The organism is Kribbella sp. NPDC048837, from assembly GCF_055586945.1.
In genome coordinates, this window is record NZ_JBVJHF010000001.1 from 1,446,968 (window position 1) to 1,464,665 (window position 17,698).

A 17,698-nucleotide genomic window follows, 5' to 3' on the forward strand; every position below is an offset into this window, starting at 1 on the left:
TTACCATTGCTGCCGACGGGAGAACAGAGGTGCGATGCGTCAGCGGCCGAGCCACCCGCCGTCGACCGGAAGGATCGTCCCGGAGACGTAGCGGGCGGCATCCGATGCCAGGAAGACGGCGGCGCCCGCGATGTCGGCCGCCGTACCCCAGCGCCCCGCCGGTATCCGCTCGAGGATGGCGCGGGAGCGATCGGGATCTTCCTGCAGCGCTCGGGTGTTGTCGGTCGCGATGTAGCCGGGAGCGATGCCGTTCACCGTGACGCCGCGTCCCGCCCATTCGTTGGACAGCGCGCGGACCAGCCCGGCCGCACCGGACTTGGCGGCCGCGTAGCCCGGCACGTTGATACCGCCCTGGAACGACAGCAGAGAGGCCGTGAAGACGATGCGGCCATGCTCTGCCTGCAGCATCCGCCGCCCGAGAATCTGACTGAGCACGAAGGCGCTGGTGAGATCGACCTCCAGCACCTCGTCGAACCAGTCGAGGGGGTGTTCGGCAGCGGGAGCACGGCGGATGGTTCCGGCGTTGTTGACCAGGATGTCCACCTGCCGATCGCCCGCGGCGAGCCCTTCGGCGAACTCGATCACCTCGGTGCGGTCGGCGAAGTCCACGCGGTGCCCGGAGAAGTCGCGGCCGAGTTGGCGTACGCAGTCTCCGATCGCCGACGATGCGGGGTCGAGAGTGGCCGACACCCCGACGATGTCGGCGCCGGCGGCAGCCAGGGCCTCGGCGACAGCGAAACCGATCCCACGCTTCGCACCCGTCACCACCGCGAGGCGCCCGGTCAGATCGAACGGATTCATGACGCGTTCAGCTCGACGAGCAGCTTCATCGCCTGTCCTGCTTCGAGGACGCCGAACGCCGACTGAACCTCGGTCAGCGGGACGATCCCGGTCACGAGCTCCGCCACCGGTATGGTGCCTTCGGCAACGAGTTCGGCCGCGCGCTCGAAGTCCTGTCGCTGATAGACCCGCGCACCGAGGATCCTCAGCTCCCGCCAGAACACCCGATGAAGGTCCACCGGGCGCGGTTGTGGATGGATGGCCACCACGACGAGCGTCCCGCGGACCTTGACCAGATCAGTGGCGCCCTGGACCGCGGCGGCAGCGCCCGAGACCTCGAACACGACGTCCGCGCCCGCGCCACCTGTCCACTCCTCCACCCAGGCGGTCTGATCGACGGACGAGGGATCCAGCGTCGCGAGTCCGAGCCCGGCGGCGGTCGCCCTGCGGGCAGGGTCGATCTCCGCGATCACGACCTCAGCGCCGAAGGCAGCCGCGACGGTCGCGATCAACACACCGATGGGTCCCGCGCCGATGACGACAGCCTTGTCGCCCTCCCCGAGCTCCGACCGGCGTACGTCGTGAACTGCGACCGCTACCGGTTCCACGAGCGCGGCGTCGCGCAGCGACACCCCGGACGGCAGTCTCACCAGAGTCGACGCCGGGACGTTCCAGTACTGCTGGAGAGCCCCGGGGCTGTCGATGCCGATGAAGTCCAGGTGCTGGCAGATGTGCTCGTTCCCGGCACGGCAAGCGGGACACGTGCCGTCCCACACGAGCGGCATGACCGTCACCGCGTCACCGACCGACCAGCCCTCGACACCGGGGCCCAGGTCGACGATCGTGCCCGACATCTCGTGCCCGATGGTCGCCGGCTTGCTGACGCGGCCGTCCATGTCACCGTGGAACACGTGGAGGTCGGTGCCACAGATACCCACATAGGCCACGGCGATGCGGACCTCGCCCGGGCGGAGATCGGCCGGTTCGCGCTCCTCGACCGCCATCGTCCGGTCGCCCACATAGTTCACCGCCAACATCGCTCTCACTTCCTTCTCGTTCGGCACCGCGGCCGAGACGGCCGGCGGGCTTGCGCAGCCTAACGCAGAACGCGCTCAAACGTAATACGTATGTTCAAAAGCGATACACTCCGCGACCATGCACAACGACCACTTTCCCGGCGCGTTCGCGCAGCCGCTGCCGACCCGGCGCCTGCGCACCGGCCACCACCTCACCGAGCTGGGCCTGGGCGCTTCCCAGTTCGGCAACCTGTTCACGGAAACGACCGACGAGCGATCGACGCGGGCTGTCGAGTCCGCGCTCGAGGAGGGGATCCGCTACTTCGACACCGCACCGCACTACGGCCTGGGTCTGTCCGAGCTCCGGCTCGGACAAGCCCTGGCCGGCACCGCCACTGACGTCCTCGTCTCCTCGAAGGTGGGGCGCCTCCTGGTGGAGAGCCCGGAGACGGCCGATCGGCTCGACGACGACGGGTTCGTCGTCCCCGCGACGAAGCGGCGGGTCTGGGACTTCAGTCGTGACGGGATCCTCCGTTCCGTGGAACAGTCGCTCGCGCGACTCGGTACGGACCGGCTCGACATCGCCTACCTGCACGATCCGGACGACCACTGGGAGCCGGCTTCGTCCAGCGGAATCGCTGCCCTGGTGGAGTTGCGGGATCAGGGCGTTGTCGGCGCGATCGGCGCCGGTATGAACCAGTCGGCGATGCTGGCCGAGTTCGTCCGGCGGACGGACGTCGATGTCGTCATGATCGCCGGGCGGCTCACGCTCGTGGATCAGTCAGCTCTTGGCGACCTGTTGCCCCTTGCCCGTGAGCGCGGCGTCGGCGTGGTTGCGGCAGCGGTCTACAACTCCGGTCTGCTGAGTACAGCGACGGTGGACAGCTCCGCGCACTACGACTACGGGCAGGCGCCGCGAGCCGTCGTCGAGCTGGCCACCCGGGTCGCCCAGGTCTGCGAACGGCACGGCGTGAGCCTTCCCGCGGCCGCCGTCCAGTACCCCTTGCGTCATCCCGCGGTCGTGTCGGTGGTCACCGGAATGCGGACCGAGCAGCACGTGCGGAGTACGGCGAACCGGTACCGGGAGGACATCCCGGAGGCGCTGTGGGAGGAGCTGCACTCGAGCGGTCTCGCACCAGATCCCGCCCGGACGAGCTAGGCACATCCACGGCGAACGACCTCTTGTCGCAAACATCATACGTATGCTAACTCTGTTCCGGGGTATCGACGCCCCCAAGAACAGGAAGCGATCGAACATGACATTGAGGTCTGAATCGCGACGCTCGATGACCACACCCGGACGCCGCCGAACGGCCGTCCTCGCACTGCTCGGCGCCGGCGCCGTCATCGCAGCGGCGCTCAGCCCGGTGAGTGCGCAGGCCGCGCCCGCGACGGTGTATTACGCAGCGCCGGACGGCAAGGACTCGGCCCACTGCAGCCAGGCGAAGCCGTGCTCGCTGGAGCGGGCGCAGAAGGTGATCCGCCCGGCGGTGAAGTACGGCGACGTGACCATTCAACTTGCCGATGGCAACTATCGCCTCGACGCGCCGCTCCGGTTCGGAGCCGAGGACGGCGGCGGCGACCACACCATCCACTGGACTGCCGCGCCCGGCGCCCACCCCGTCATCACGGGAGCGTCGCAGGTCACCGGCTGGACCAAGTCCGACGCCGGCCCCGGGATCTGGGTGGCGGACACCCCGAGCGGCCTCGACACCCGTCAGCTGTACGTGAACGGCGTGATCGCTCCGCGCGCGTCCATCCGGCTCGCCAACGCCGACGTCACCCCCACGGCGACGGGTCTCACCATCAAGAACCCCGCCCTGAGCTACCTCGCCACGCTTCCCGACCAGGGCCGGATCGAGTTCGAGTCACTGGGCGACTTCACCAACCGGTACTCGCCGGTGCAGAGCATCAGCCCGACCGAGATCACGATGGCGCAGCCGGCCTGGGACAACAACACCTGGGGCTGGGACACGGTCCAGAGGTCGTTCCTGGCCGGGCCGTCGTGGTACCTCGACAACTCGCTGAGCTTCCTCACCCAGGTCGGTCAGTGGTACATCGACCCGGCGGGCGGAAAGCTCTACTACAAGCCGGCCGACGGCGTGGACCCGAACCAGCTGGACGTCGAACTGCCTCGCCTGCAGTCTCTGATCAGCATCGGCGGGACCTACGACCAGCCGGTCACCGGACTCGCCTTCGAGGGCATCCAGTTCTCCGGTACGTCGTGGCTCGGCCCGTCCGTCGACGGGTACGCCGACCAGCAGAACGGCCTGTTCATCAAGGGCGCCTACGACTACCGCCCGGCCGATGCGTTCACGAGTTGCTCGCGCGGCTGTGAGATGTTCGAGCGGGCGCGCACCTCGTGGTACCAGGAGCCGGCCGCGGTGCAGGTGTCGGCCGCCGGCCGTGTCTCCTTCACCGGGAACACGTTCACCAACCTCGGCCAGTCGGCCCTGGGGATCGGGAACGACGCCAACGCGACCGTGACCGGAGTCGGGCTCGGAGCGAGCGACATCGATGTCGTCGGCAACCAGTTCACCGAGAACAGCGGCCACGGCGTCGCGGTCGGCGGCGTACTGCCGGACGCACACCACCCCAGCGACCCGCGGATGACCAACCAGGACATCCTGATCGAGAACAACACGATCAACCGGGTCGGCGTGGACTACAAGGACAACAGCGGCATCCTCAGCACCTACGTCACCAGGGCCCAGATCCTCCACAACGAGGTCTCCAACGTCCCCTACGACGGCATCGACACCGGCTACGGCTGGGGCATCAACGACGCCGGAGGGTCGAACGACTACGTCGACCGCGGCTACTACAACTGGAACACGCTGTACTCGACACCGACCACGCTCAAGGACAACCGCGTCGAGGGCAACCTCGTGCACAACACGAAGGCACGCTTCGCCGACGGCGGATCGGTCTACAACCTGTCGGCGAGCCCCGGCACGGTGGTCAGCGACAACTACCTGTTCAACATCTCGGGCGTCGGCCTGTACCTCGACGAGGGCTCGCGGTCGATGACCTACGAGAACAACGTGGTCCAGGGCGGTTCGTTCGTCTTCACCAACGCCTCCAGCCTCCGGAACAACACCAGCGACAACGTCATCCAGAACAACTGGTACAACTCCGGTGGTGCCTCCACACCCAACGCCGCCGCACACAACAACAAGCTGATCAACAACGTGAAGATCAGCGGTGCCAACTGGCCCGCGGGCGCGCGTGACGTGATCTGCGCCGCGGGCGTCGCTCCGGAGTACCGGACGTCGCTCAACGCGAACCAGTTCGGCTTCACCGGCTGCTCGAGCGACGCGCCCGTCGCACCTGGGTCGGCCACCGCCGGGACGTCCGCTGTCAGCTCGTACTTCGGCCAGAGCGGCGGAGCCTTCGGGATCGCAGCGGCCGGCGCGGACGTCTGGGGCGCCGGCGGTCAGCACGACGACCAGTTCGGTTCGATCTACCGGGCCGGCTCGCTGGCGTCGCAGTCGAGCGTTTCCGCCCGGGTCGTCTCGGTCAACGACGCCAACGTCTGGGCGAAGTCAGGAGTCATGGTCCGCAACGACATGACGAAGGCGGGAGCCTCCGCCGGCTATGCCGTCGTCGCGGTCACCGCTCGCAACGGTGTCGTGTTCGAGTGGGACTCCAACGGCGACGGCTACCTGGACACCGACGCCCGCGCGAGCACCGACAACTACCGTCCGGTGTGGGTGAAGCTCGCCCGATCCGGTACGTCGTTCAGCGCGTCGTACTCCTACGACGGTCAGAACTGGGTCCCGATCGGCGTGCCGGTGACCCTGGCCTCGGCCACGGCACAGCAGGACGCGGGAATCTTCTCCACCTCGCACGACGTCACCCAGTCGGCCATCAACCAGTTCGACTCCGTGCGGTTCGCCGGCTAGCCCACGCGACCCGCAACCCACTGGCGGCCGCAGGCCTTCCACCTCCGGGTGGGAGGCCTGCGGCCGCGTTCTGCTTCCTGCCATGCCGGATTCCGACAGCCGTTGAGGCTTCAGCTCCCGGTCCGGCCTGGCGCAGGGTGATGTCTCGACGACGAATCGCCGGACGAGGGAGGCGCGCATGCCGATCACCACCACACCACTGTCGCCGCACATCGGCCTGGAAGTTCACGGCCTGGACCTGGACCGGGATGTCGACGAGGGAGCCCGGCAGGCGCTGCTCGACGCCTGGACTCGCGGCGGCGTCCTGCTGTTCCGCGGCTGCCGCTCAGCCGAGGCACACCTGCGGCTGAGCCGCGCCTTCGGCACGCTTGAATCCTCGGCGACGCCCGACCTCAACATCGACAACAGTCCCTACCTGATGGAACTGAAGTACGACCCCGAGAACCGCACCGGGCCTGCCACCATGCTGCGCGTCAACGGTGCCGAGCGCGCCGGCTGGCTGGGCTGGCACTGGGACCAGTCCTTCGTGCCGGCGATCGTGCGCGGCGCGGTGCTCCGCATGATCGAGCCGGCGGCGGTGGCCGGCGAAACCGGCTTCATCGACGGCATCGCCGCCTGGGAACGCCTGCCGGCGCAGTTGCGGGAGCGCATCGCCGACCTCGAAGTGGTTTACCGGTTCACGCCGGAGATGGAGAAGAACCCCTTCGGCTTCCCGTCCGACCTGGTGAACCTGAAGACCGATCCGGAGAGCATGGCCGCTCTCCGCAAGTACAACTTCCCGCCGGTGGTGCACCCGCTGGTCATCACGCACCCGGAGACCGGCCGCAAGGTGCTCAAGCTGTCGCCGCTGCACGCCAAGAGCGTGCTCGGCATGGACGCGGCGCAAAGCGATGCCCTGCTGCACCAGTTGGCGGACCACCTCGTGGACGAGCGCTACGCCTACTTCCACAAGTGGAGCGAGGACGACGTCCTCGTCTGGGACAACTGGCGCGTGATCCACAGCGCCGCCGGCGTGCCCTTGGACGTGCGCCGCCGCGCGCAGCGCACCACCCTGGTCGGCGATTACGGCCACGGCCGCTACCTCGACCCCGCGCTGAACCACTGACCGCGCCGTACTGAAGGAGAACCATGAAGAGATCTTTCGCCCGGCCCCGGTACAGGGTCGCCGTCTGGGGCCCGGGGCGCCTGGGCACCGAAGTGATCCGGGCGCTGGCCGGACTGGAGTCCGTCGATCTGGTGTCGGTGCTTGCCCACAGCAAGGACAAGGCCGGTCGCGACGCCGGCGAACTGGCCGGCATCGGGGCTCTGGGCGTCCCGGTCACCACGGACCGCGCGGAGATGCTTGCGGCCCGGCCCGATCTGGTGGTGCACGCCAACATGGATCTGGGTGGCTGGCAGGCCGACGACGATCTTCTGCAGCTGCTCGACGCCGGGGTCAACGTGATCACGGCGCACGCCTATGGCGGACTTCATCTGCGTGCGGGCGATGCGTTCGAACGCTTCCAGAAGGCCGCGACAGCAAGCGGTGCCACGTTCTACTGCACCGGCGTCAATCCCGCTTTCGAGCTCGAACAGCTCGTACAGACACTCAGCGGTGGCTGCTCGCACCTCGAGAGCATCCTCGTGCGCAGTGTCATGGCGATCGACGAAGCAGGCGCCCTGGCCCTGGAGATGATGGGCTACGGGAAGCCGTTGGACACGAAGCTGAGTGAGCACTTGCGTCTGTGGGTCGGGCAATACCTCGAGCCGTCGATGCGGGTCACCGCGGAACTGCTCGGCCGTCCGCTCGACCGGATCGAGTTCAGCAGTGACAACGGCCCCGCCGCACGCACCGTGGAACTGGCGGCGATGACCGTCGAAGAGGGGACCTGCGCCAAGATCGCGCTGCGGTACGACGGCTACAGCGGGGACGAGGTGTTCATCTCCTTCGAGGGGCTCTACTACGTGGGGCCCGAACAGCGCCCTTCCGACGCGGTCGCCGCCGAATACGTGGTCGTGGAGATCGAAGGGCGGCCCTCGATGCGGGTCACGATGGAGTGGAAGGCGTCGCTGCGGGAAGGGCTGGAGCGTTATCCAGGCAGTCCGGAGACCCCGATCGTCTATACCGCGGCGGCAGCGCCGATCGTGCAGGCCATTCCCTTGGTGATGGCCGCTCCCGCCGGAGTCATGAGGACTCCTCAGTCCCCCACTCACTACGACGCGGGCTTCCTTCGACGGAGCGGCACATGACAAGCCGGGACTGGCGGACCGTACTGGACTCCTCGAGCGTGTTCGCGACGCTGTCCGACCCGGAGGTGCTGGCCGATCCGCTGCCGCTGACCACCTGGCTGCGGGAGAGCGCCCCTGTGTACCGGAGCAAGGACGGCGGGTACCTGGTCAGCCGCTATGCGGACGTCTCCCTGCTCTTCCGGGCGCCGCCGGCGGACATCCGCGTGCAGGCGCTCGGCATCAGCTCCGGGGCTCTGGAGGAGCACGCCAGCGTCCGCCGGCTCGCGGACACCATCGGCCTGCGGAACCCGCCTGAGCACACCCGCCTGCACCGGATCTACCTGCGGTACTTCACCCCCGCGCGGGTGGCCGCGCTGCGGGAGCGGACCCGGGGAATCGTCGCGGGCAACGTCCTGGACCTCGAGGAGCGACTCGCCGGCGAGGAGCAGGCGGACCTTCAGGAGCACCTGGCGAAGGCCCTACCGACGCACATGATGAGCCTGCTGCTGGATCTGTCCCTGGCGGACGTCTCCTGGCTGAACTCCTGTGTCTGGCGCATCGAGCAGGCCTTCGACCCGACGGTCACCAAGGAGCTCCTCGGCGAGGCGGACCGCAGCAGCGAGGAGCTGGACTCCTTCGTGGTGGACCTGGTGGCCCGGCGGCGCGGCGGCGGAGGCAGCGACCTGATCACGGCGCTGGCCGACGTGAGCGACGACGACGGCCCGCTCTCGCAGAACGACCTGATCGCGATGGTCTTCACCCTCCTCGCGGGAGGCGTGACCACGATGGCTTCCGTCATCGCCCTGGCGTTGTGGCGCACGCTGGTGCGCCGCGAGCACCTCGACCGGCTCGCCGGGTCCCCGGGCGCCGTCGCGGCGTACGTCGAGGAGGTGCTGCGGTTCGAGTCGCCCGCCATGTACAGCCCGATCCCGCGGATCGCCGTACGCGACGTCGAGATGGCAGGCGAGATCATCCCCGCGGGTGCACGGATCCACGGCCTGATCATCGGCGCCAACCACGACCCCCGGGCGTTCGAGAACCCCGGCGAGTTCGACCCGTCACGCTTCGATCCGGCGTCCCGCGGGCGTGCCGCCCCCGCGCTGGCCTACGGCTCGGGCATCCACCGCTGCGTCGGGGCACACCTGGCCTCGATGGAGATCGAGGTGGTGCTCAGCGAGCTCCACGAGCGGCTGCCGGACCTGCGGGTGGCCGGACCGGTCACCTGGGGACGCACGTCGTTCATCCGCAGTGTCAAAGGACTGCCCGTCCGACGGGGAGTCCCGGCTCGAGCGGGCGCGTAGCGGCAGCAGTTGGTCCACCCCCGTTCCTGGCCCCCGAAGGGAGACAACCTCGTGTCCACGACAGTCCCGCGGCGCATCCCGAGAACCATGCGCTCGCGCGTTCCGCTGATCGGCAGTGCCGTCAACATCCGCCGGGATCCGCTGGGATTCGTGCAGCGGATCCGCAGGTACGGCGAGGTGGCGACGTTCCGGTTGGGACCGCGCGATGTGTACGTGGTCAACCACCCCGAGCTGATCCGGCAGATGCTGGTGACCGACGCCGGCAAGTTCCACAAGGGAGTGATGTTCGAGAAGGCCCGGGTGCTGGCCCGCAACGGACTGTTCACCTCCGAGGGCGAGTTCCACGCCCGGCAGCGCCGGCTCATCCAACCGGCCGTCCGCGCCTCCGAGATCGCCGGCTACACGCGGACCATGCGGGACCAGGTCGAGACGCTGGTGACCTCGTGGGCCGACGGAGACGTGGTCCGGCTGGACCAGGTCACCTTCCCGATGGCGCTCAACATCGTCGCCCGGGTCCTGTTCTCGACCGATCTGGACGCTCGGACCGCTGCCGAGGTCCAGGAGACCCTGCCCGTGCTGCTGCGGGGACTGGGTCAGCGCGCCCTTGCACCGTTCGACTTTCTGGACCGGCTGCCCACGCCGACGAACCGGGCGTTCGGCCGGGCGTTGCCGCGGTTCCAGTCGGTGGTCTACCGGATGATCCGCCGGCACCGCGACACCCTCGGTCAGCGCCCCGACCTGTTGACCTCGCTGCTGCAGGCTGTCGACGCCGACACCGGTGCGGCCATGACGGACGAGCAGGTGTACGACGAGGTGACGAGCATGATCATCGCCGGCAGCGAGACGACGGCCGCCGCGATGTGCTGGGCCGCCTACCTGCTGGCCACCCATCCGGAGGTGCAGAACGCCGTGCAGGAGGAGGTCGACGAGGTCCTCCAAGGCCGCCCGGTGGAGTACGAGGATCTGGGCAAGCTCGACTGCACGCGCCGCGTCATCAACGAGACGCTGCGCCTGTACCCGACCACGTGGATGCTGATGCGCCGTCCCCTGGAGGACGTCGACCTCGGCGGTTACCGGATCCCGGCCGGCGCGATGGTGCTGTTCTCCATCTTCGCCCTGCACCGCGACCCGGCTCTCTTCCCGGATCCGGAGCGATTCGACCCGGACCGCTGGCTGCCCGGCCGGGTCAAGTCGATCCCCGCCCACTCCTACATGCCGTTCGGCGCCGGCCCCCGCGGGTGCATCGGGGGCCCGTTCTCGCACACCGAGGCGGCCGTCTTCCTCGCCTCCCTCGCCCAGCGACACACGCTGGCACCGGTGTCGGCGGAGCCGCCCCGGATCGTCACCACGCTCATCCCGATGCCGGGGCCTATCCCACTGACCGTGCGGGCTCGCACCCAGGCACCGGTCCTGACCCCGCCGAAGGGATGACGCCATGACGACGCTCGCCATCACCGCTGCCGTCGAACGGGCGCTGGAGTACCTGGCGGGACAGCACGATCTGTCCTACCCCGACGCGGCTCACGTCATGGGCTCCTACTCGACGGCGCAGTTCACCAAGCTCCACCAGCAGCACCGGACCCAGCCGAGGGCGGGCGGGGACGCAGCGAAGTTCGCCGGGTTCCGCTGCGTGGGATCCATCTATCACGTGGCGACCATCACCGAGGCGCTGCTGGACGCGACCGAGGCCGGCTACCCGGAATGCCGGGCGCTCGCCGAGGAGAACGCCGCCTGGCTGCTCTCCCAGCGCGACGGCATCTCCTGGCGGTACTTCCCCGGCTTCGAGCCCCTGCCGCACGACGCCGACAGCCTGGCCCAGGTCCTGCGCGTCCTCATCCGCACGGGCCACGCCGACAACGACGCCGTACGCGACGCCGCGGCCTTCGCCGCGCGCAACGCCTGGGACGACGGCGTCGTCAACACCTGGCTGCTCGACGCGCCGGCCGCCGAACGTGACGCGGCCAACCGGGTGTGGGGCCGGGGCAAGGACGACACCGGCCGCGACGCCGAGGTGGTGGCGAACCTCGCCCACGCCACTGTCTTGTACGGTCGGGAGATCGGGCCGCTGCCGCTGAGCCCGCTCGTCGGCCCGGCGACGCGCTGGCTGGCCGGACGGCAGCAGCCGATGGGCTTCTGGCGGGCCTCCTGGTACGTCGGCACCTGCTACAGCACCTACGTCGTGGTACGGCACCTCGCCGCGGTCGGCGGCCACGAGGAGGAGATCGCCCGGGCCGCGCGCTTTCTGGCCCAGGCACCGGCACCTGACCCCCTGAACCGGGCCTTGGCCGTCCTCGCCCTCATCTCCGCCGGCACCACTGTGGCCGCGGATGACGGCCGCCTGCTGATCGACAGCCAGTTCCCCGACGGTTCCTGGGAAGCGGTGCCCTGGCTCGACAACCACGCCCGGGTGTGGGGCAGTCGCGCGGTCACCACCGCGCTGTGCTTGAAGGCCTTGCTCGCCCTGCAGCACCGTGGCTCCGTCGCGGCGGGTACCGAGGATCTCCTGCGATGAGCCACGCCATCCAGAAGCAACTGTCCAGCCCGGGAGCGCTGCCGCTCATCGGTCATGCCCTGCCGCTCCTGCGCGACCCGTTCACGTTCCTCACCACGCTGCCCGCGTACGGCGACCTGGTGCAGATCCGCCTCGGCCCCTTCTCCGCGGTCGTGGTCTGCGATCCGGACCTGACCAGGCAGGTCACGCTGGACGACCGGACCTTCGACAAGGGCGGTCCGCTGGTCGATCGCGCCCGGGAGATGGTCGGCGACGGCCTGATCGTGTGCCCGCGCGACCAGCACCGCCGGCTCCGGCGCCTGACCCAACCGGCCTTCCACCGCTCCAAGATTCCCGGTTTCGCCGACACCACCGCCGCCCACGTGGCAACGGCTGCTGAGCGCTGGCGCGACGGCGAAGTCCTCGACGTCCCGGCGCAGGTCCTCGCGATCCTGCTGGACTCGGTCGTGGAGATGCTGTTCTCCGACACGCTGCCCCGGGCGATCGTGCGCGAGCTCATCGAGGACTTCAAGGTCATGGTGCGCGGCATGTTCCGGCGTACGGTCCTGCCTCCGGGGCTCACCCGCCTGCCCACCGCGGGCAACCGGCGCTACGAACGGCACATCGCCAGGCTGCACCGGACGGTGCTCGGCATCATCGCGCAACGCAGAGCCGGAGCCGACCACAACGACCTGCTGTCGGTCATCCTGAGCACCCGCGACGTCGAGCCACCGGGTCGGGGATCCTGCACCGGGCTGACCGACCGCGAGGCGCTGGACCAGGTCGTCTCCTTCCTCTTCGCCGGCTCGGAGACGACCGCGGCCACCCTGACCTGGGCGCTCCACCTGATCGCCGAACACCCCGAGGTCGAGCGGCAGATCCACGCGGAGGTCGACGCCGTACTCGCCGGTGGTCCCGCAGACTTCTCTCACCTGCCGGACCTGCGACTGACCCGCAGGGCCGTCGACGAGACCGTCCGCCTCTACCCGTCCGCCTGGTTCATGACCCGCCACGCGACCACCGACACGACGCTGGGCGGCCATCCGATCCCGGCCGGGACGACCGTCGCGATCAGCCCGTACCTCATCCACCACCGCGCCGACCTCTACCCCGACCCCGACGCCTTCGACCCCGACCGGTGGCTCGACGCCGATCCGACCGACCGCAAGAGCACGGCGTACATCCCGTTCTCGGCGGGTCCCCGCATGTGCATCGGCGACGCCCTCGGTCCTGCGCAGGTCACGCTGGCCGTCGCCACCATCGCTGCCCGCTGGCGCTTGAGTTCTCTTCCCGGACTGCGGGTACGTCCCGATGTCGCTGCCACGCTCCGGCCCCGCAAACTCCTCATGACCGCCACCCGGCGCAAGCCTCCGAGGACGGGGTGAACGCCACGGAGGCGTCGTCCCCGCCCGCGAACCTGCCGCTGGGGGCGTACGTCCTGTCGGGCAACGTGCCCGACGCGCGGGCGGGCATCTCCCAGGCGCAGGCCGGCGAGGCACTCGGGCTCGGCAGTCTGTGGATCTCCGAGAAGTTCGGCACGAAGGATCTCGGCGCTCTCGCGGGCGCCCTGGCCGCCTCCACCACGCGGCCCCGGATCGCCTCCGGGGCCATCCCCTTCCAGACCCGGCACCCCGTGCAGATCGCCTCTCTCGCGGCAACGGTGCAGTCGCTGACCGCGGGCCGCTTCGTGCTCGGGCTCGGCCGCGGCGGCAGTTGGCTGTCAGGGCTCGGCGTACCGCCCACCGCCACGGAGGCGATGGTCGTCGACACGGTGACCATCCTGCGCCGGCTGTGGGACGGCGAAGAGGTCAGCTACCACGGTCCCGCCGGGAACTTCCCGAGCCTCCAGCTCCGGGAACTGCCCGCCACTCCTCCCCCGCCCGTCGTCCTGGCCGGATTCGGTGAGCAGTCCCTGCGGCTCGCCGGCCAGCACTTGGACGGCGTGCTCCTGCCCGCGTTCATCACCCCGCGGGCGGTCGAACGGGCTGTCGCCACCGTCCGCCGGGCCGCGACGGACCACGGCCGCGCCCCGGACGCCGTACGCGTCCACGCCACCGTCCTCACCGCCGCCGACCCGCCGGCCGCGGCCAGGGACGTCATCGCGGGCCGGATGGCCACCTACCTGCAGGCTCCCGTCGGCGGCGAACGGATCGTCCGCATCAACGGCTGGAGCCTGGACGCGGTTCGACGGCTGCGCGACCACCCGCACATCGCCCGGCTCGGCGACGCCTACGCCGACGCCGTCGTGGACCCCGTCGACCTCGCCGAGGCCGCCAGGCTGATCCCGGAATCCTGGCTCGACGAGTCCACCGCGATCGGGAGCCCCGGTGCCTGCGCCGCCCGGCTGCGGGACTACCTCGACGCCGGCGCCGACGAGCTGGTCCTGCACGGCACCACACCCGACCGGCTCGCCCCCGTCATCCATGCCTTCGCCGGTCATGCCCGAGGAGCCTGCTGATGTTCAACACGTTTCCCGACACCGGCACACCCGACGCATCCACCATCCGGCTGAACGTGGACGCGGTGCTCGCCGGATTCCTCGACGCCAAACAGAAGGACGCGCCAGGCCCCGAACTGGCAGGCCTGATCGCGACCTTGCGTCGCTTCCTGGTGGGTGGCAAGCGGTTGCGTCCGCTGCTGTGCGTGGCCGGGTGGTACGCCGGCGGCGGCCGGGGCGACGCGACAGGAGTGATCCGCGCCGCCGCCGGCCTGGAGCTGTTCCAGGCGTTCGCCCTCGTTCACGACGACGTGATGGACGCGAGCGACCTGCGCCGAGGACGGCCGTCCGCCCACCGCGAGCTCGCCGCCACGTACGCGGTCGGCGGTGGTGTGCGCGCCCGGGCCGAGGCGCATGGTGTGGGGGCGGCCATCCTGCTCGGCGACCTCGCCCTGGTGTGGTCCGACGAGCTCCTGCACACCGCCGACAACCGAGTGGACCGCGTGATGCGGGTCCTGGAGCTCGTGGACGCCATGCGGAGTGAGGTGGTCTACGGACAGTACCTGGACCTGCTGTCGGCGGGTCGGCTGTCCGGTGACATCGAGGCCGCGTTGCGGGTCGTGCGGTACAAGACCGCGAAGTACACCGTGGAACGGCCGCTGCACATCGGCGCGGCACTCGCCGAAGCCGGGCCAGCGGTCCTGGAGGCATGTACCGCGTTCGCCCTGCCCCTGGGAGAGGCGTTTCAGCTGCGCGATGACCTGCTCGGCGTCTACGGGGACTGCGCCGAGACGGGCAAGCCGGTCACAGACGACATCCGTGAGGGCAAGACCACCGTGCTGATGGCGCTCGCCGTACGCCGGGCCTGCGAAGCCGACCTGAAGCTGCTGAGGACCACGATGGGCAACGCCGATGTGACGGCGGAGGACGTCCGCCGCCTCCGGCTGGTCCTGGACGCGACAGGTGCCCGGCGAAGCGTGGAGGAGATGATCCGGCACCGACGGGAGCAGGCTCTCGTCGTCCTGGACAACGCCCCGTTCCCTCCCGGCGCCGTCCGGACGCTGCGCGAACTCGCCCACAAGGCCACGGTGAGACGCGCCTGACCCGTCTCAGGACCAAGTGGTGCGGAGGCGCTCGTATTCTTCGGTGGCCAGTGGCAGCACGACGCCGTGGCAAGGGTCTTTCGGCAGACGGAAGTCCAGTGCGGGCACCCACCAGCCGCCGGCGAGGTCGGTCGTCTCGAAGGGGACGTACCGGCGTTCCGTAGTGAACTCGTCGATCCACAGGTACCACTTGTTCTCGGTGTTCGACTTGTACACCAGCGGTCCCTCGCCCTGGGTGATCGCGCCCAGGCCGATGCCTTCGGCCAGCGGCGTCCACTCCGTGCCCGTCAGCGAGGTCGATGTCTCGGAGAACACCGTCTTGCCGTACGGCGCCTCGCCACCGCGGCTGCGTTCGTCTTTCAGGAAGCGGTAGTAGACGCCCTCGTGATCGATCACGGTGGCATCGATCGTCTGCCATCCCCGGTCGATCCATACCCGCGGCTCGGAGAACTCGCGGAAGTCGCGGGTGGTGGCGTACATGATCCGGTTGTAGCTCTCGCCCTCGTGCTCGGCGTTGTCGTAGAGCGTCGAGGACCAGTGGACGACGTAGGCCTCCTGCTCGGGGTCCCAGACCGCCTCCGGAGCCCAGGTGTTGCCGGCCTCGGGCGGTGCGACCTCGACGAGGCGGCCCTCTCCCCAGTTCACCAGATCGGCCGACTCCCAGACCATGATCGAGCGGCTGCCCCGGCGCTGGTGACGATCCCAATCGAGACTCACGTAGAGGCGCAGATCGGTTGCGACCAGGTAGAACCGGGCGCCATCGGGGGACCGGACGATGTGCGGGTCTCGTACGCCGCCTTCGCCCTGAGTGGAGTACAGGACTGGCTTGCCGCCGTTGAGGTCGTCGAAGTGCAGCGGGTCGTTGCCGTCGCTCAAGGCGAAGTAGATCTGCTCACCGTCGACCGATTCACGCTTGAAATGCACGTAGAGGTAGCCCGCGTAGGTGCGCGTCATCTCCACTCTCTCAGCCTGCTTGGACGTCGACGGCGAGGCAGTTCGCGACATCGAGCGGAGCCGTCTCGGGCAGCCGGACGACGAGGATGCCGTGGGCGTGCTCGAAGGGCACGGGGCCGTGGCCGAGCAGACGTACGCCGGTCACCGATTCGCCGGCCAGGCTGCGAATCACCGCGCGCCCGTCGTCCGGCCAGGCCAGCTGGAAGGCGTACACGGTGTTCTCCCGACGGGTGAACCGGTAGTCGGAACTCGTCCAGCTCACGCGGTCCTCGGTGAAACCGTCGATGATCACGCTCGAAGGCCCCTCACCGAACACCGTGAAGGGCCGGGTGCCGTAGATGCCCTCGCCGCAGACCTTCATCCACGCGCCGAGCTCGTCGAGCAGCTGCGTACATTCGTGGTCCAGGGTGCCGTCCGGCAGTTGGGGCACGTTGAGGAGGAGGTTCCCGTTCTTCGACACGATGTCGACGAGCAGCTCCACCACGTGGCCGGCGGTCTTGTAGACGTCGCGAACGTTGTAGAACCAGTCGCCGACGGAGGTATCCGTCTGCCAGGCCCGCGGTTGGATCCCGGGCGTCTGACTGCGTTCGATGTCCATCACGCCGACCGCGCTGATCGACGGCCGGCGGTCCTTCTGCTGGTAGACCGCCCGGTTCGTGCCATGGATCCGCGCGCTGGTGTTGTACAGGTGGGACACCGCACGGAGACCAGGCGTGTAGTCGGCCTCTCCGAAGGGCAGCGGCCCGTCGGAGTACAGGACGTCCGGCTGGAACCGATCGATCATCTCGGTCACGGCCTCGAGCCAGTGACGGTGCCACTCGGGATCGTCGCGGTACCACGGGTCCGGCACCTCGACGTCCTGCTGGTAGTGGCTGTTGTCGAGATAGAGGTCCCGGTTGGCCGGATCGGTTCCGTCGTACGGCACACCGGCGAACGGTCCGCGGCGGTCACTGCCCTTGTTGACCGCCATCCACCCGAGCGCGGCACCGAGGTGCTCGGTGATGCCGAACGGAAGCCCATGGTCGTCCGCGGCAGCCTTCCAGAGCGCGAGGATGTCTTTGCCCGGCCCCACCTTCATCGAGTTCCAGCGGTGGATGGCCGACTCGTAGTTGAAGAAGTTGTCATGGTGCACGGCCTGCGCCACGAAGTACCGGGCACCGGCCGCCGCGAAACGCTCCATCAGCGCGTCGGGGTCGAACTTCTCGGCCTTCCACAGCTGCACGAGATCCTTGTAGCCGAACTCCGACGGGTGCCCGTACGTCCTCAGGTGGTAGCGGTACTGATCGCTGCCCTCGCGATACATGTTGCGTGCGTACCAGTCGCCGTACCGCGGCACCGACTGCGCTCCCCAGTGCGACCAGATCCCGAGTTTCGCGTCCCGGAACCAGTCAGGGCATTCGAACGTGGTCAGGGACTCGAAGGTTGCGTCGAACGGCACCGGTCGCTCCTCGTCGGTGATGGGACGGACCGGCCGGGGTGAACACCCGGCCGGTCCAGGGGCAG

Annotated in this window: 14 protein-coding genes; 10 read left to right on the forward strand and 4 right to left on the reverse strand. The window is 69.2% G+C overall.

Annotated elements, in window-relative coordinates; all coding sequences use genetic code 11:
- Nucleotides 1-39 precede the first annotated feature (39 nt).
- Together ACZ6O0_RS06675 and ACZ6O0_RS06680 are read right to left on the reverse strand one after the other, a co-directional pair.
- A complete protein-coding gene (locus ACZ6O0_RS06675; protein ID WP_465763823.1) occupies nt 40-801 on the reverse strand; it encodes an SDR family oxidoreductase in 762 nt (253 codons plus the stop codon).
- Nucleotides 798-1,817, reverse strand: coding sequence for a zinc-dependent alcohol dehydrogenase (locus ACZ6O0_RS06680; RefSeq protein WP_465764071.1), 1,020 nt, complete (start codon nt 1,815-1,817; stop codon nt 798-800). The genes ACZ6O0_RS06675 and ACZ6O0_RS06680 overlap by 4 nt, the downstream gene beginning before the upstream one ends.
- Before the next feature lie 118 nt (nt 1,818-1,935).
- Here ACZ6O0_RS06680 and ACZ6O0_RS06685 point away from each other — a divergent pair, with 118 nt between their 5' ends.
- The 10 genes from ACZ6O0_RS06685 (at nt 1,936) to ACZ6O0_RS06730 (ending at nt 15,241) form a co-directional block, all read left to right on the forward strand.
- Complete coding sequence (locus ACZ6O0_RS06685) at nt 1,936-2,955, forward strand: aldo/keto reductase (protein ID WP_465763824.1); 1,020 nt, start codon at nt 1,936-1,938, stop codon at nt 2,953-2,955.
- A 127-nt stretch (nt 2,956-3,082) separates the two neighbouring features.
- Complete coding sequence (locus tag ACZ6O0_RS06690) at nt 3,083-5,701, forward strand: right-handed parallel beta-helix repeat-containing protein (protein ID WP_465763825.1); 2,619 nt, start codon at nt 3,083-3,085, stop codon at nt 5,699-5,701.
- A gap of 178 nt (nt 5,702-5,879) precedes the next feature.
- Nucleotides 5,880-6,806 carry a TauD/TfdA dioxygenase family protein gene (locus ACZ6O0_RS06695; protein WP_465763826.1) on the forward strand — a complete coding sequence of 309 codons (927 nt, stop codon included), beginning with the start codon at nt 5,880-5,882 and terminating at the stop codon, nt 6,804-6,806.
- 23 nt (nt 6,807-6,829) lie between these two features.
- Nucleotides 6,830-7,930: a hypothetical protein gene (locus ACZ6O0_RS06700; protein ID WP_465763827.1), complete on the forward strand. Its 1,101-nt coding sequence runs from the start codon at nt 6,830-6,832 to the stop codon at nt 7,928-7,930.
- Complete coding sequence (locus ACZ6O0_RS06705) at nt 7,927-9,210, forward strand: cytochrome P450 (protein ID WP_465763828.1); 1,284 nt, start codon at nt 7,927-7,929, stop codon at nt 9,208-9,210. Before ACZ6O0_RS06700 ends, ACZ6O0_RS06705 begins: the two co-directional genes overlap by 4 nt.
- Before the next feature lie 51 nt (nt 9,211-9,261).
- On the forward strand, nt 9,262-10,641 hold the full coding sequence (locus ACZ6O0_RS06710) for a cytochrome P450 (protein ID WP_465763829.1): 1,380 nt from the start codon (nt 9,262-9,264) through the stop codon (nt 10,639-10,641).
- A gap of 4 nt (nt 10,642-10,645) precedes the next feature.
- Entirely contained in the window at nt 10,646-11,722 is a 1,077-nt protein-coding gene (locus tag ACZ6O0_RS06715) for a hypothetical protein (RefSeq protein WP_465763830.1), read from the forward strand.
- The gene (locus ACZ6O0_RS06720) at nt 11,719-13,086 is read left to right on the forward strand and encodes a cytochrome P450 (RefSeq protein WP_465763831.1); all 1,368 of its coding nucleotides are present in this window, start codon (nt 11,719-11,721) and stop codon (nt 13,084-13,086) included. The genes ACZ6O0_RS06715 and ACZ6O0_RS06720 overlap by 4 nt, the downstream gene beginning before the upstream one ends.
- Nucleotides 13,083-14,159, forward strand: a complete 1,077-nt coding sequence (locus ACZ6O0_RS06725) for a TIGR03857 family LLM class F420-dependent oxidoreductase (protein WP_465763832.1) — start codon at nt 13,083-13,085, stop codon at nt 14,157-14,159. The genes ACZ6O0_RS06720 and ACZ6O0_RS06725 overlap by 4 nt, the downstream gene beginning before the upstream one ends.
- Nucleotides 14,159-15,241, forward strand: a complete 1,083-nt coding sequence (locus tag ACZ6O0_RS06730; RefSeq protein ID WP_465763833.1) for a polyprenyl synthetase family protein — start codon at nt 14,159-14,161, stop codon at nt 15,239-15,241. Before ACZ6O0_RS06725 ends, ACZ6O0_RS06730 begins: the two co-directional genes overlap by 1 nt.
- Nucleotides 15,242-15,247: 6 nt before the next feature.
- Here the strand turns inward: ACZ6O0_RS06730 and ACZ6O0_RS06735 are convergent, their stop codons facing one another.
- The gene (locus tag ACZ6O0_RS06735; protein ID WP_465763834.1) at nt 15,248-16,195 is read right to left on the reverse strand and encodes a glycoside hydrolase family 43 protein; all 948 of its coding nucleotides are present in this window, start codon (nt 16,193-16,195) and stop codon (nt 15,248-15,250) included.
- Between the two features lie 10 nt (nt 16,196-16,205).
- The gene (locus tag ACZ6O0_RS06740) at nt 16,206-17,633 is read right to left on the reverse strand and encodes an alpha-L-fucosidase (protein WP_465763835.1); all 1,428 of its coding nucleotides are present in this window, start codon (nt 17,631-17,633) and stop codon (nt 16,206-16,208) included.
- Between the last annotated feature and the right edge of the window lie 65 nt (nt 17,634-17,698).

Excerpts from the sequence above, each read along its gene's own strand:
- ACZ6O0_RS06675 (WP_465763823.1), bottom strand. The coding sequence starts at position 801 with ATGAATCCGTTCGATCTGACCGGGCGCCTCGCGGTGGTGACGGGTGCG.
- ACZ6O0_RS06680 (WP_465764071.1), bottom strand. The coding sequence starts at position 1,817 with ATGTTGGCGGTGAACTATGTGGGCGACCGGACGATGGCGGTCGAGGAG.
- ACZ6O0_RS06685 (WP_465763824.1), top strand. The coding sequence starts at position 1,936 with ATGCACAACGACCACTTTCCCGGCGCGTTCGCGCAGCCGCTGCCGACC.
- ACZ6O0_RS06690 (WP_465763825.1), top strand. The coding sequence starts at position 3,083 with ATGACCACACCCGGACGCCGCCGAACGGCCGTCCTCGCACTGCTCGGC.
- ACZ6O0_RS06695 (WP_465763826.1), top strand. The coding sequence starts at position 5,880 with ATGCCGATCACCACCACACCACTGTCGCCGCACATCGGCCTGGAAGTT.
- ACZ6O0_RS06700 (WP_465763827.1), top strand. The coding sequence starts at position 6,830 with ATGAAGAGATCTTTCGCCCGGCCCCGGTACAGGGTCGCCGTCTGGGGC.
- ACZ6O0_RS06705 (WP_465763828.1), top strand. The coding sequence starts at position 7,927 with ATGACAAGCCGGGACTGGCGGACCGTACTGGACTCCTCGAGCGTGTTC.
- ACZ6O0_RS06715 (WP_465763830.1), top strand. The coding sequence starts at position 10,646 with ATGACGACGCTCGCCATCACCGCTGCCGTCGAACGGGCGCTGGAGTAC.
- ACZ6O0_RS06720 (WP_465763831.1), top strand. The coding sequence starts at position 11,719 with ATGAGCCACGCCATCCAGAAGCAACTGTCCAGCCCGGGAGCGCTGCCG.
- ACZ6O0_RS06730 (WP_465763833.1), top strand. The coding sequence starts at position 14,159 with ATGTTCAACACGTTTCCCGACACCGGCACACCCGACGCATCCACCATC.
- ACZ6O0_RS06735 (WP_465763834.1), bottom strand. The coding sequence starts at position 16,195 with ATGACGCGCACCTACGCGGGCTACCTCTACGTGCATTTCAAGCGTGAA.